Origin of the sequence: Rhizobium laguerreae (genome assembly GCF_019778565.1) — a bacterium.
In the GTDB taxonomy this organism is placed as follows: Bacteria; Pseudomonadota; Alphaproteobacteria; order Rhizobiales; family Rhizobiaceae; genus Rhizobium; species Rhizobium laguerreae.
Genome location: NZ_JAAXQT010000011.1, coordinates 50,911 through 64,394 on the forward strand (window position 1 = coordinate 50,911; position 13,484 = coordinate 64,394).

The window sequence follows — 13,484 nt, forward strand, 5'->3', positions numbered from 1 at the left end:
TGATTTGCTTGCCCTTGGGAATCCCAAGACGTTAAATTGTCACTACGGCCTAGATAACGATCAAGCAAATGCCAAATCGCAAGCAGACCCTTTCGGGAAATGCCACTGATTGTCCGGTCGGCCCGCCAGGCGCAACGCTGCGATACCCGCCTATTCTCCGAGCGGAAGGATGATATCCGCTGCGGAGGCTCCCGATGTCAGACCGCGACTTTCCGCCTGCGCCATCGCCTTCACCAGCGCGATGACCGTTTCGCGGATATTGCTGTCCGCGATCTTCAGAAAGGCGCGATTGAGCACCAATCCCTCTTTCGTTCGCAGGAATTCGGCGACCGGATCCATATTCGCGGATAGATCCAGCCCTTGCAGCGTCAACGGCTCGGAATTCTCCTGTTCGAAGAAGAAGCTCGGCGACGTGTGCAGCACCTCGGCGATCCGCTGCAGCCGGCTCGCGCCGATGCGGTTGATGCCCTTCTCGTATTTTTGAACCTGCTGAAAGGTCACGCCGATCTGCTCGGCAAGCCGTTCCTGGCTCATCCCGAGCAACTGCCGGCGCATTCTGATGCGCGCTCCGACATAGCTGTCTATTGCATTCGCTGTCTTGACATTCATCACGTGTGTTCAGCCTCGATCGCATTTTCAATCGGCGCAGCTGTAGTATCACCCGCATGGCTTTTCCATGGTTGTTTTCATACAGCACAGCGGATATGCGACGATCGCGGCCGACTGTGATATGAAAGCCCCCGTCCAACGACGTGAAATCACGCAGAAATCACTCGGCGGCAGCGCAAATCGAGCAAAAGCCGTACCAATACGGATAAAACTGGGCTGTAATTGCGTTTCGGCTTACGCTAAATGCAATTCAGCGACCGTCGCACGAGAGTCTTCCCAGCCCCGATCGCCCGAAAATCCATCGAATAAAAGCGACATCGCACGGCACCGGCCGTGCCTGTGCAGGAGAAGTATTGATGGCAACCGTTGCCGAGGGTGCGCCCCGTTTCGAAAAAACAACGATGTCTATCCTCGTGGCGGTCAGCTTCTGCCACATGCTGAACGACATCATGCAATCGCTACTCGCCTCTCTCTATCCGCTGTTCAAGGCGAACTACGATCTCGATTTCGTGCAGATCGGTCTCCTCACCATGACTTTCCAGGTCACGGCTTCGCTGCTGCAGCCGCTGGTCGGCATCGTCACCGACCGCTGGCCGATGCCCTATTCGCTGCCGGTTGGCATGGCGAGTACCCTTTGCGGCCTCATTCTGCTCGGCAACGCCGGCAGCTTCGAACTGCTGCTGGTTGCCGCCAGCTTGATCGGCTTCGGCTCGGCGGTCTTCCATCCGGAATCTTCGCGCGTTGCCCGTCTTGCCTCCGGCGGTCGCCACGGTTTCGCGCAATCCTTCTTCCAGGTCGGTGGCAATGCCGGCCAGGCGATCGGTCCGCTGCTTGCCGCCTTTATCGTGCTGCCGCTCGGCCAGCACAGCGTCTCCTGGTTCGCCGCCATCGCCATGGTCGGCATGGTCGTGCTGAGCTGGGTCGGCAACTGGTACATGAGCCACAGGCGCCAGAATGCCAGCAAGCCGGCAATAAGCCGGACCCTGCCGCTGCCGCAGAACCGGGTCATCTGGGCGTTGCTGATTCTTGTCCTGCTGACGGCAACGAAAAATGTCTACATGGCGAGCGTATCAAGCTACTTCACCTTCTATGTCATCGACAAGTTTGCCCTCAGCGTGCAGCAGGCACAGCTGATGCTCTTCCTGTTCCTCGGCTCGGTCGCCGTCGGCACCTTCCTCGGTGGACCGATCGGTGACCGCTTCGGCGCCCGTTTCGTCATCTGGTTCTCGATCCTCGGCGTCATTCCCTTCGCGCTCTTGCTTCCCTATGCGAACCTTTTCTGGACGGGCATACTCAGCGTCGTCATCGGCCTGGTCTTCGCTTCGGCCTTCTCGGCAATCGTCGTCTTCGCACAGGAACTGGTGCCGGGGCGGGTAGGGTTAATCGCCGGGGTCTTCTTCGGCTTCGCCTTCGGGGCAGGGGGGCTTGGCGCAGCGCTGCTCGGCAGTTTCGCCGATACCCACGGCATCGATTTCGTTTACCGCATCTGCTCATACCTGCCGCTGCTCGGTCTCCTCACGGTCTTCCTGCCGCGTATTCCCAAGCAGAAACCCGTCTGAGGCGACATCGCTTGCGGTCAATCGATCGAGCCGGAATGTCACCGACACTCCGGCTCGATGCATGATGCAGTTTTGCACGTCGCCATCGCCCTCAGGCTCGAACGTATTTTTCTCCTCCTATGGGGAAGAGGGATCGCCATTCCTTTAATCCACTATTTTTATAGATAATATTCGTCCAATAATGACGTCGGTCTCGGCACGATATTGGAAGGAAATGGCATGTCTGCTCACAAACTGGTCGGCCTTGCGGGTAGCTTCAACCGCCCCTCGAAGACGTTTGCGCTTGTCGAAAACATTGCCGATCTCGCCGGCGAGAAATACGGCTTCGACAACACCATCTACGATCTGACAGATGTCGGCCCCTCGCTTGGGCAGGCGCTGCGCCGTGACGACCTCGACAGTCGCGCCAGGGAAGTTATCGACGACATCGTCAATGCCGATGTCCTGGTAATCGGAGCGCCAACTTACAAAGGCAGCTATCCCGGCCTCTTCAAGCATCTGATCGACCTGATCGACCCGCATGAACTGCGCGCCAAGCCAATCATCATCACTGCGACCGGCGGCGGCGACCGCCATGCGCTGATGGTCGAGCACCAGCTCCGCCCGCTCTTCGGTTTTTTCATGTCGCACACGCTGCCCACAGCCGTTTACGCGTCCGACCGCGACTTCACCGATTACCGTGTCTCGTCCGATCCACTTTCCAAGCGGATCGGCGAAGTCATCGGCGAGCTCAAGACGTTCTTTCCTGCGCGAAGTCGCGCCCTGATTGCTGCCGAATGAGGAATGCCGGAATGGGCTTGAGACGGCGCCGAGGAGGCGCCGTTTTCATTTTTGGAGCATGCTCTCGAGCCGCAATTAATCCATAAATTTGGTGGAAATTTATCCTGCCGATATCGATGGCAGGGCAAGAGTTTTTCCGGCCCTTCCTCCACATCAGACATTCGTGCTTCGCTCCCGACCCGCGCATTTGCCATGATCGGCCTGCTCGGGGCGTTCGGCCTCATTCAGTCAGACGGGATATACAATGACCAAGAACAAAAATCTTCACGGCTTCCACCTTTCGCGCCGGGCGGCTCTTGCCGCCGTCGCCGTTTCGGTGGCCGCAGTCTTTTCCTTTGCCGCTCCCGCTCCTTCCCATGCCGAGGATAAGTCGATCAAGGTCGGCATCATGGCCGGCGAGGAGGAGGATATCTGGCGCGTGGTCGCGAGCGAGGCGGGCAAGGAGGGTCTCAAGATCGAGACCGTCATCTTCAACGACTACACCCAGCCGAATGAAGCGCTGGAGCGCGGCGAAATCGATGCCAACGCCTTCCAGCACCAGCCCTATCTCGACAACCAGATCCAGCAGCACGGCTATCACATCGTTCGCGTCGGTTATACCGGGGTCTGGCCGATCGGCCTTTACAGCAAGAAATACAAGTCCGTCGCAGAGATCCCGGAAGGTGCCGTCATCGGCGTGCCGAACGATCCCTCGAACGAAGGCCGTGCGTTGCGCGTTCTCCAGAGCGAAGGCCTGATCAAACTGAAGGAGGGCGCCGGTATTCTCGCGACCGTCGCCGACGTCACCGACAATCCGAAAAAGATCGAGATCAAGGAACTAGACGCCGGCATCGTCGGCCGTTCGATCGACGATCTGGATGCCGGTATCGTCAACACCGACTGGGCGCTGAAGAGCGGTCTTTCGCCAGCTGAACGCATTGCCCAGGAACCGGTCGCCGACAATCCGTACCGCAACTTCATCGCCGTCAAGGACGACAACAAGGATGCCGAATGGGTCAAGACGCTTGTGTCTTCTTATCAGAACGACACCGTCAAGGCCGAATTCGACAAGGTCTACAAGGGCACGGGTCTCAGCGCCTATTGATCAGAGGCAGGGCTGGGGTTAGAGCCTTTCCGGGTTAGATTGAAGCATTCTGTTGGCTCAAACGGAGTCGGATGGTCGACCGGCCGGCGCGCGTCGTAGCCCAGCTCTACGGCCAAGCCGGCCGGTCGATCAGCCGGTCCGTTTTAGCCAACCCGAAGGGCCGGGCATCTTTTCGCCAGGGCAGAATGCTTCAATCTAACCCGGAAAGGCTCTAAGGCCTGCCGAGAGGCGGTCCGGGCGTTCTCTGCCCGGACCGCCTTCAGTATTTGTAAGGAAAAACACATGAATTCCCTTGTTTCTACCACGGCGATCGAGGCACAGTCGCAAGCGGCGGCTTCCGAAGAGGTGGTGAGACTGACCGACGTGAAACGGCGGTTCGGAGCCACTGCAGCCCTCGACGGTATTTCGCTGACGGTGAGGAGAGGCGAGATTCTCGGCATCATCGGCCGCAGCGGCGCCGGCAAATCGACGCTGATCCGCTGCCTGAACGGCCTGGAGCGCGCCGATAGCGGCGAGATCCTTATCGAAGGCCGAGACATCACCGGACTTTCAGAACAGGAATTGCAGCCGCTGCGCCGCCGCATCGGCATGATCTTCCAGCATTTCAATCTGCTTTCTGCCAAAACAGTCGAGGAAAACGTCGCGCTGCCTCTGAAGATCGAGGGTCTTGCAAAGAACGAGCGCCTGAGGCGGGCGCATGAGCTGCTCGAACTCGTCGGCCTTGCAGACAAGGCGAAGGCTTATCCCGCGTCGCTGTCCGGCGGCCAGAAGCAACGCGTCGGCATCGCCCGGGCGCTGGCGGCACGCCCGGCACTGCTGTTGTCCGACGAGGCAACATCGGCGCTCGATCCAGAAACGACCCGGTCGATCCTGGCATTGCTGAAGGACATCAATCGTAAGCTCGGACTGACCATTCTGCTGATCACCCACGAGATGGAAGTGGTACGCGGCATTGCCGATCGCGTCGCGGTCATCGATGCCGGGCGGATCGTCGAGGAGGGGCAGGTCTGGTCGGTCTTCGCCAATCCGCAGGCTGAAATCACCGGGAGCCTGCTTGGCGGCATCCGTCCGCAGCTTCCTGAGCATATCGCCGGCCGGCTGTCGGCGACGGCGGGCAGCGAAGCGATCCTCAGCGTCGATCTCGCCGGGCCACAGGCGCAGGGCGCGCTGTTTGCCGAACTCTCGGCAGCATTGCCGCATTCCTTCCGCCTCGTCCATGGCGGCATCGACCATATCCAGAACCAGCCGGTGGCGCGGTTCTTCATCGCCGTTCCCGCGCGCGACCCCGCGCTTGCCGGAAAGGTCGAACAATTCCTGACGGCCCGGTCCGCCCGGGTGGAGGTGCTTGGTTATGACACCGATCATGCTTGAACTGCTTATTCGCTCCCTTTGGGAGACAGTCCTGATGACCCTCGCCTCGGGATTGATCTCGCTCGTCGCCGGCCTGCCACTCGGCCTTGCCTTGGTTGCGACGGCGCGCGGCGGCATCGCCGAAAACCTCTGGATCAATCGCGTGCTAGGCGCAGTCATCAACGGCTTTCGCTCGGTGCCTTTCATCATCCTGCTGGTGGCGCTGATCCCGCTGACGCGGCTGATCGTCGGCACCGCGCTCGGCACTTGGGCGGCCATCGTGCCGCTCGCCATCGCCGCAACGCCCTATTACGCCCGTATCGCCGAAGTATCGCTGCGCGAGGTCGATCGCGGGCTGATCGATGCCGTGCGTGCCATGGGCGGCAATCGCTGGACGATCATCCGCGAGGTGCTGGTGCCTGAAGCGCTGCCGGGCATCGTCGCCGGTTTCACCGTCACGCTGGTAACGTTGATCGGCGCCTCGGCCATGGCCGGCGCCATCGGCGCCGGCGGCCTCGGCGACCTCGCCATCCGCTATGGCTATCAACGTTTCGAAACCAGTGTGATGATCGCGGTGGTGGCCGTCCTCATCGTGCTCGTCTGCGGTATCCAGTGGCTTGGCGACCGGCTGGTCGCCGGGCTGGACCACCGATAAATCAGCGCCGGAACTGGGCGGCGGGATGAGCAGCGGGCAACCTGCCGTTCCCGCCGAAAAGCTTCTGCCGCAACGGTCCGGCAGCATAATCCGCCTTGAAGACGCCGCGCTCTTGCAGCACCGGCACGACCAGATCGACGAAATCGCGCAGGCTTTCCGGCGCCACTGTCCGCGCCAGATTGAAGCCGTCGATATCACCCTCTTCGATCCATGTCGCGAGATGATCGGCGATCTGTTCCGGCGAGCCGACCACCGGTTTCATCCGGCTGCCGAGTATCATCTGGTCGATGATGTCACGCAGCGTTACCGGCTTTGGCGCCTGTTTCGTAATGGCCGCAAGTGCGGATTGATTGGCGTTGGTCGAGCTCTGGTCGATGACGTCGTCCAATCCATATTTCGAAAAATCGACGCCTGTCGAAGCGGAATAATGCGCAAGCGAGGCCTCGACGCTCGCATGGCTGCGGTACTCCTCCAGCTTGTCCTGGGCTTCCTTGTCCGTCCGACCGACGACAACAGTGATCAGGCTCAGGATCTTCAATGCGTCGGCGCCGCGGCCGAATTCCTCCGCCTTCGCCCGCAGCGCATCGACGGTCGGCCTCGCCGCCTTGGGATTTGGCCCGGCAATGAAGACGCATTCGGCGTGGCGGGCGGCGAAATCCTGGCCGCGTGCCGAGGCGCCGGCCTGGAAGAGCAGGGGCGTGCGCTGCGGCGAGGGTTCTGAGAGATGGATGCCTTCCATCCGGTAATATTTGCCGTCGTGACGGACAGAGCGCACTTTGGAGGGATCTGCATAGACGCCGCCCGCCTTGTCGCGCACCACCGCATCGTCGTCCCAACTGCCTTCCCAGAGCTTGTAGAGAATTTCGAGATATTCTTCGGCTGCGTCGTAACGCGCATCATGTTCCGGCAGCTTGTCGAAACCCATGCTGCGAGCCGCACTGTCGAGATAACCGGTGACGATGTTCCAGCCGATCCGTCCCTTGGTCAGGTGGTCGAGCGTCGACATGCGCCGCGCCAGCAGGAAGGGTGGCTCGTAGGTGGTGTTGACGGTGACGCCGAAACCCAGGTGTTTGGTGACATAGGCCATCGCCGAAATCGGGATCATCGGATCATTGACCGGGATCTGCGCGCCCGTCTCGATCACCGACGACGGGCTACCTCTGTAGATATCGTAGACACCGACGATGTCGGCCAGGAAGATGCCGTCCAGCTTGCCGCGTTCGGCGGTCTTGGCAAATTCCGTCCAGTAGTCGAGATCGGTATAGTGCGCTGAGCGGTCGCGCGGATGCGTCCACAGACCGTGGTTGATGTGCCCGACGCAGTTCATGTCGAAGGCATAGATCTGCATTCTCTTCATGAGGCGGGTCTCAAAGCCGGCAATAGAAATCAAGGATTTTTGGCATTAATTATCCAAGAGCATGATGCCGAAAAGTGTGAGCAGTTTTCGGACGACATCATGCTCTAACTCTATAATGTAGAATAGGATTCACATTGAGCCGGCTCGGCCTAAAATGATCCTCTTTCGGGCTCTATCGCACGATGAGCCTGTGAAATGGTAGGGTGGGGATGAAAAAAGCCGGAGGAACCGCATGACGAAGAAGACGCTGTCGGATTGGGCGGAGCTTGCTCAAAAGGAACTGCGCACCTCGCCCGAGAAGCTGACCTGGCAGACGCCGGAAGGCATTGCCGTCAAGCCGCTCTACACGGTCGAGGATCTTGACGGCGCCGGGCACCTTGGGTCGCTTCCTGGTTTTTCACCTTTCACCCGCGGTCCGCGGGCGACGATGTATGCCGGCCGGCCTTGGACGATCCGCCAATATGCCGGCTTCTCGACGGCAGAGGAATCGAACGCCTTTTATCGCCGCAATCTCGCCGCCGGCCAGAAGGGCCTGTCGGTCGCCTTCGATCTTGCCACCCACCGCGGTTATGACAGCGATCATCCACGCGTCGAGGGCGATGTCGGCAAGGCGGGTGTGGCAATCGACAGCGTCGAGGACATGAAGATCCTGTTCGACGGCATTCCGCTCGGCGAAATGTCGGTGTCGATGACCATGAACGGCGCCGTCATCCCGATCCTTGCCTCCTTCATCGTGGCCGGCGAGGAGCAGGGCGTCCCACGAGCCGACCTTTCGGGGACCATCCAGAACGACATCCTCAAGGAGTTCATGGTCCGCAACACCTATATCTATCCGCCCGAACCATCGATGCGGATCGTTGCCGACATCATCGAATATACGGCCAAGGAGATGCCGAAATTCAATTCGATTTCGATTTCCGGCTATCACATGCAGGAAGCCGGCGCGACGCTGGTGCAGGAACTTGCCTTCACGCTGGCTGACGGTCGCGAATATGTCAGGGCGGCGATTGCAAAGGGCCTCAACGTCGATGATTTCGCCGGCAGGCTCTCCTTCTTCTTCGCGATCGGCATGAACTTCTTCATGGAGGCGGCAAAGCTTCGCGCCGCCCGCCTGCTCTGGACCCGCATCATGGAGGAGTTCCAGCCGAAGAAGGCTTCCTCGCTGATGCTGCGCACCCATTGCCAGACCTCCGGCGTCTCGTTGCAGGAACAAGATCCCTATAACAACATCATCCGCACCGCTTTCGAGGCGATGTCGGCCGTGCTCGGCGGCACGCAGTCGCTGCATACCAACTCCTTCGACGAGGCAATCGCCCTACCGACGGAATTTTCCGCCCGCATCGCCCGCAACACGCAGCTGATCCTGAGCCACGAAACTGGCGTCACCAAGGTGGTCGATCCGCTGGCAGGCTCCTATTACGTCGAGAGCCTGACGAAGGAGCTTGCTGACAAAGCCTGGGCGCTGATCGAGGAGGTGGAAGCGCTCGGCGGCATGACGAAGGCCGTCAATGACGGCCTGCCGAAACGATTGATCGAGGAAGCGGCCGCGCGCCGCCAGGCAGCCGTTGACAAGGGCGAGGAGGTCATAGTCGGCGTCAACCGCTACAGGCTCGACAACGAGCAGCCGATCGACATTCTGGAGATCGACAACAGCGCAGTGCGCAAAGCGCAAATCAGACGTATCGAGGAAACCAAGCGGCGGCGCGATGGCGGAGCGGTGCGCGAGACGCTGGCGGCCCTGGCAGAGATCGCACAGAGCGGCAAGGGCAACCTGCTGGAAGCCGCCATTGAGGCGGCGCGGGCCCGCGCCACGGTCGGCGAGATATCGGATGCCATGCGCGATGCCTTCGGCGATCATGCCGCCACGCCTGTGGTGATCAAGGGCGTCTATGGCCGAGCGTATGAAAATGAGCCGGAGCTCGCCGTGCTCAAGACTCGCATGACCGAAGTGACGGAAGCCATGGGTCACCGGCCGAAGATCATGGTCGCCAAGCTCGGTCAGGACGGACACGACCGAGGCGCCAAGGTGATCGCCTCGGCATTCGGCGATATCGGTTTCGATGTGCTCGCCGGTCCCCTCTTCCAGACACCGGAGGAAGCCGCCGGTGTCGCGCTCAGCGAAAAGGTCAACGTCGTCGGCGTCTCGTCATTGGCGGCCGGTCACAGGACGCTGCTACCACAGCTGATCGACAGGCTGAGGGAACAGGGCGGTGGTGATATCATTGTCGTCTGCGGCGGTGTCATCCCGCGGCAGGACTATGAATTCCTGCATGAACACGGCGTTGCAGCCGTGTTCGGCCCGGGGACAAACGTTCTCGAGGCGGCAAACTCCGTTCTCGATCTGCTGCAGGGCAGGCGGAGAAACCAGTAGCTTAGCATCTCAGGAAAACGCGAAGCGGTTTTCCGCCCGGTAATGCGCGAACTCAAAGAGTTAGAGCAGGCCGCGCTTTGCCAGGTTGCTCATCAGCGCCGAAATGCCGAAGGTCCAGGGCGGGCATTCGGTGGAAAGGCGCACGGTGTTGACGAGGTCGCCGAGGCCTGCCGAGGAAATCTCGACGACGTCGCCAATCTTGTGGGTGAAGCCTTGCTTCGGCGCATCGCGGTCCTGCGTCGGCGCAAACAGCGTGCCGAGGAAAAGCATGAAACCGTCGGGATATTGATGATGGGCGCCGACCGTCTGCTTGACGAGATCGGTCGGGTCGCGGCTGATCTGTGACATCGAACTCTTGCCATGCAGCACGAAACCGTCCTGGCCGGTGACTTTCAGGTTGAGTTCGGCCTTGCGTACGTCATCCAGGCTGTAACCGGCATCGATCAGGCGGATGAAAGGACCGATCGAGCAGGAGGCGTTGTTGTCCTTGGCCTTGCCGAGCAGCAGCGCCGAGCGGCCCTCGACGTCGCGCAGGTTGACGTCGTTGCCGAGCGTCGCACCCTTGATTTCGCCGCGGCTGTTGACCGCGAGCACGATTTCCGGCTCGGGATTGTTCCAGGTCGAGATCGGATGCAGGCCGACATCCGCACCCCAGCCGACAGAGGAGAGCACCGGCGACTTGGTGAAGACTTCGGCATCCGGCCCGATGCCGACCTCGAGATATTGCGACCACATGCCCTCGTCGATCAGCGCCTGCTTGACCTTCGCGGCCTCCGGCGAACCAGCCTTCAGATTGGTGAGGCTGCCGCCGATCAGCGTGCTGACACGCTCGCGGATCGATGCGGCGCGTTCCGGACTGCCGGCGGCCTTCTCCTCGATGACGCGCTCGATCATCGACTGCGCAAAGGTAACGCCGCAGGCCTTGACTGCCTGCAGGTCGACGGGCGCAAGGAGATAAGGGCGCGTTTGATCCGGAGCTCCGGTGCTGTTGGCGGCGATGTCCGCCAGCGAGCCAACCGCCTTGCCACTTGCTGCACGGACGAAGGTGGCGGCATCCTGCCGCTCGAGCAGGGCGCTCAACGTCGGCGCCTCGCGCGAGGTGATGTCGACCAGCACCCCCTCCCTAAGCGTCACGATGCTCGGTCCCTCCACTTCGGGATTCCAGATGCGACCGACAAAAAGACCATCCGAAGCGGCGACATCGAGCAGAGGTTGAGACATGGTGATCTTCCGTCACAGGCGAGCGGGGAGCGCTCTTCAAAACATTGCGGGGTGTTGCCGCCCTCCAGCTTGGCAGCAGCCGAAATCGATCACATTCACGGAGGCGGGGCAAGATGCGTCGGGGAAAAAGACTTTCGCCTGATCGGCTCGGGCGGCTGGCTTCCTCGGGAATCCAACTGCAAAAGCTCACAAAATAACTATTTAGATACAAAATAACTGTTATATTTCAGATATTTAAATACAGGCTGTGACGATTTTTCCCTTCATCTCGCCTTGACAGGAGCCGGCTTTCGTTATCTGTTTTGCCCAACATGGAGGAGGCTGGCATTAGCCGGCCACACGAAAATCCCAGGAGGATATTGCAGCGATGTTGAGATTTGCCGTCGTCGGAATCGACCATGGGCATACGTTCGATCACGTGAAGGGATTGCTGGCCGCAGGCGGCGAATTCGTCGGCTATTGCCCGCAGACCTCGGTGCCGGCACTGCGCGAGGCCTTTGAGAAGACCTATCCTGACGCGCCGCAGATCGACAGGGAAAAGCTGTTCGACGATCCGTCGATCGACGTCATCTGCATCTCGGCGATCCCGCGCGATCGCGCCGGTCTCGCCATCCGTGCGATGAAATCAGGCAAGGACGTGATGACCGACAAGCCTGGGGTGACGACCTTCGCCCAGCTCGAGGACGTCAAGAAGACCGTCGCTGAAACCGGCAAGATCTTCTCGATCTGCTTTTCCGAGCGCCACTGCGTGCGCTCCGCCGTCAAGGCCGGCAAGCTCGTCGCCGAAGGCGCGATCGGCAAGGTGATCCAGACGCTTGGTGTCGGTCCGCATCGGCTGCAGCTGCCGACCCGGCCGGACTGGTTCTTCGATCCCGAAGCCTTCGGCGGCATTATCGTCGATATCGCTTCACACCAGGTCGACCAGTTCCTGTTTTATACCGGCTCGACCACAGGCGAGGTCATCGCCAGCTCGATCGGCAATTTCGGCATGCCCGACAAGCCCGCCTTCGAGGATTTCGGCGAGGTGCTTCTGCGTTCTGACAAGGCGGCGGGCTATGTCCGTGTCGACTGGTTCACGCCGGAGGCGCTGCCGACCTGGGGCGACGGGCGCCTGACCATCCTCGGCACCGAAGGCTACATCGAACTGCGCAAATATATCGACATTGCCGGCAGGCCGGGCAAGGATCATCTCTTCCTGGTCAACGGCAAGGAAATGACCCATATCGATTGCAGCGGCGAAAAGCTTGATTATTTCGACGCTTTCACCGCCGACGTCGGCAACCGCACGCAGACGGCGATGACCCAGGATCACGTTTTTGAAGTCTGCCGTCTTTCGCTCGAAGCCCAGGCGAAAGCCGCGCGCATCGGCGCTCGCTGAGGAGGATATCATGACCAGGAAATTGCGCGTCGGTGTCATCGGCGCAGGCATCGCTGCGCGGCATCTGGCCGGCTTCGGCTGGAACAAGGAGCTTTTCGAAGTTCCCGTGCTCTGCTCGCTCGATGAGGAGCGCGGCAAGGCGCTGTGCGAGGAGTTCGGCATTGGCGAATACACGCAGGATGCGGATTCGCTGATTGCCCGCGACGATCTCGACATCATCGACATTTCGACGCCGCCGAGCTCGCATTTCGAACTTTGCCGCAAGGGCATCGAATCCGGCAAACACGTGATCTGCGAGAAGCCGCTCTTCGGCTCGATCGCCGAGGTCGACGAGATGGGGCGCATCCTCGATCGTTACCCCGGCAGGAAGCTGATGCCGATCTTCCAGTATCGCTACGGTTCCGGTCTGCAGAAGCTGAAGCTGCTGATCGAACGTGGCCTCGCCGGCAAGCCGTTCCTGACCACGATCGAAACACATTGGTGGCGTGGACCGGATTATTACGCCGTGCCGTGGCGCGGCAAATGGGCGAGCGAACTCGGCGGCGGTCTTCTCGGCCACGCCATCCACGCCCATGACATGCTGAACTATGTGCACGGTCCCTGCGCCGAGGTGTTTTCCTATGGCGCCACGCTGGTCAATCCGATCGAGGTCGAGGATACGGCAGCCCTTTCGGTGAAGATGCAGAACGGCTCGCTGGCGACGCTGTCGATGACGCTCGGTTCGCGCAAGGAGATCTCGCGGCTGCGCTTCTGCTTCAACGACCTCGTCGCCGAAAGCATCATCGAACCCTATACGATGGGCCGTGACCCGTGGACATTCGTCGCCGGGACAGAGGAACATCAGGCGCGGATCGACGAAGTGCTCGCCGCCTATGTGCCTGGCGAGGATGGCTACACCCGTCAGTTCGAGCTCTTCCACAAGGCGATCGTCGAGGACACCGACCCACCGGTGACATTGCAGGATGCCCGCAATTCGCTGGAACTGGTTACGGCCGCCTATTCCTCGCAGCGAACCGGACAACCGACGCCGATGCCGATCGCCGCCGATCATCCGCTCTATCGTTCCTGGCTTCCGGCAGCGGAATGGCGTGCTGCGGCCACCGTCTGAACCGGGAAGGGC

General features: G+C 60.6%; 11 protein-coding genes. 8 read left to right on the forward strand and 3 right to left on the reverse strand.

From position 1 onward, the window contains the following. Window positions 1–150 precede the first annotated feature (150 nt). Complete coding sequence (locus HFO71_RS28805) at window positions 151–609, reverse strand: helix-turn-helix domain-containing protein (protein WP_077979755.1); 459 nt, start codon at window positions 607–609, stop codon at window positions 151–153. Window positions 610–965: 356 nt separating this feature from the next. Here HFO71_RS28805 and HFO71_RS28810 point away from each other — a divergent pair, with 356 nt between their 5' ends. The 5 genes from HFO71_RS28810 (at window position 966) to HFO71_RS28830 (ending at window position 6,037) form a co-directional block, all read left to right on the forward strand. Next, window positions 966–2,168, forward strand: coding sequence for an MFS transporter (locus HFO71_RS28810; protein WP_168259546.1), 1,203 nt, complete (start codon window positions 966–968; stop codon window positions 2,166–2,168). Between the two features lie 219 nt (window positions 2,169–2,387). Next, window positions 2,388–2,948, forward strand: coding sequence for an FMN reductase (gene msuE / locus HFO71_RS28815; RefSeq protein WP_025398501.1), 561 nt, complete (start codon window positions 2,388–2,390; stop codon window positions 2,946–2,948). Window positions 2,949–3,192: 244 nt separating this feature from the next. Beyond that, the gene (locus HFO71_RS28820; RefSeq protein ID WP_077979758.1) at window positions 3,193–4,032 is read left to right on the forward strand and encodes a MetQ/NlpA family lipoprotein; all 840 of its coding nucleotides are present in this window, start codon (window positions 3,193–3,195) and stop codon (window positions 4,030–4,032) included. Between the two features lie 282 nt (window positions 4,033–4,314). Beyond that, window positions 4,315–5,403, forward strand: coding sequence for a methionine ABC transporter ATP-binding protein (locus tag HFO71_RS28825; RefSeq protein WP_168339781.1), 1,089 nt, complete (start codon window positions 4,315–4,317; stop codon window positions 5,401–5,403). Beyond that, entirely contained in the window at window positions 5,384–6,037 is a 654-nt protein-coding gene (locus tag HFO71_RS28830; RefSeq protein WP_041472702.1) for a methionine ABC transporter permease, read from the forward strand. Before HFO71_RS28825 ends, HFO71_RS28830 begins: the two co-directional genes overlap by 20 nt. A gap of 1 nt (window position 6,038) precedes the next feature. On the opposite strand, the gene HFO71_RS28835 is transcribed toward HFO71_RS28830, so the two are convergent. Beyond that, complete coding sequence (locus HFO71_RS28835) at window positions 6,039–7,394, reverse strand: LLM class flavin-dependent oxidoreductase (protein WP_221988753.1); 1,356 nt, start codon at window positions 7,392–7,394, stop codon at window positions 6,039–6,041. Between the two features lie 232 nt (window positions 7,395–7,626). Here HFO71_RS28835 and scpA point away from each other — a divergent pair, with 232 nt between their 5' ends. After that, a complete protein-coding gene (scpA, locus tag HFO71_RS28840; protein WP_221988755.1) occupies window positions 7,627–9,765 on the forward strand; it encodes a methylmalonyl-CoA mutase in 2,139 nt (712 codons plus the stop codon). A 60-nt stretch (window positions 9,766–9,825) separates the two neighbouring features. On the opposite strand, the gene HFO71_RS28845 is transcribed toward scpA, so the two are convergent. Further along, window positions 9,826–10,986 carry a fumarylacetoacetate hydrolase family protein gene (locus HFO71_RS28845; protein WP_221988756.1) on the reverse strand — a complete coding sequence of 387 codons (1,161 nt, stop codon included), beginning with the start codon at window positions 10,984–10,986 and terminating at the stop codon, window positions 9,826–9,828. A gap of 367 nt (window positions 10,987–11,353) precedes the next feature. On the opposite strand from HFO71_RS28845, the gene HFO71_RS28850 reads away from it, so the two are divergent. Together HFO71_RS28850 and HFO71_RS28855 are read left to right on the forward strand one after the other, a co-directional pair. Next, entirely contained in the window at window positions 11,354–12,364 is a 1,011-nt protein-coding gene (locus HFO71_RS28850) for a Gfo/Idh/MocA family protein (RefSeq protein ID WP_132613990.1), read from the forward strand. A 10-nt stretch (window positions 12,365–12,374) separates the two neighbouring features. Further along, on the forward strand, window positions 12,375–13,472 hold the full coding sequence (locus HFO71_RS28855; protein ID WP_077979765.1) for a Gfo/Idh/MocA family protein: 1,098 nt from the start codon (window positions 12,375–12,377) through the stop codon (window positions 13,470–13,472). The last annotated feature ends 12 nt before the right edge of the window (window positions 13,473–13,484 follow it).

Excerpts from the sequence above, each read along its gene's own strand:
- HFO71_RS28805 (WP_077979755.1), bottom strand. The coding sequence starts at position 609 with ATGAATGTCAAGACAGCGAATGCAATAGACAGCTATGTCGGAGCGCGC.
- HFO71_RS28810 (WP_168259546.1), top strand. The coding sequence starts at position 966 with ATGGCAACCGTTGCCGAGGGTGCGCCCCGTTTCGAAAAAACAACGATG.
- msuE (WP_025398501.1), top strand. The coding sequence starts at position 2,388 with ATGTCTGCTCACAAACTGGTCGGCCTTGCGGGTAGCTTCAACCGCCCC.
- HFO71_RS28820 (WP_077979758.1), top strand. The coding sequence starts at position 3,193 with ATGACCAAGAACAAAAATCTTCACGGCTTCCACCTTTCGCGCCGGGCG.
- HFO71_RS28825 (WP_168339781.1), top strand. The coding sequence starts at position 4,315 with ATGAATTCCCTTGTTTCTACCACGGCGATCGAGGCACAGTCGCAAGCG.
- HFO71_RS28830 (WP_041472702.1), top strand. The coding sequence starts at position 5,384 with ATGACACCGATCATGCTTGAACTGCTTATTCGCTCCCTTTGGGAGACA.
- HFO71_RS28835 (WP_221988753.1), bottom strand. The coding sequence starts at position 7,394 with ATGAAGAGAATGCAGATCTATGCCTTCGACATGAACTGCGTCGGGCAC.
- scpA (WP_221988755.1), top strand. The coding sequence starts at position 7,627 with ATGACGAAGAAGACGCTGTCGGATTGGGCGGAGCTTGCTCAAAAGGAA.
- HFO71_RS28845 (WP_221988756.1), bottom strand. The coding sequence starts at position 10,986 with ATGTCTCAACCTCTGCTCGATGTCGCCGCTTCGGATGGTCTTTTTGTC.
- HFO71_RS28850 (WP_132613990.1), top strand. The coding sequence starts at position 11,354 with ATGTTGAGATTTGCCGTCGTCGGAATCGACCATGGGCATACGTTCGAT.
- HFO71_RS28855 (WP_077979765.1), top strand. The coding sequence starts at position 12,375 with ATGACCAGGAAATTGCGCGTCGGTGTCATCGGCGCAGGCATCGCTGCG.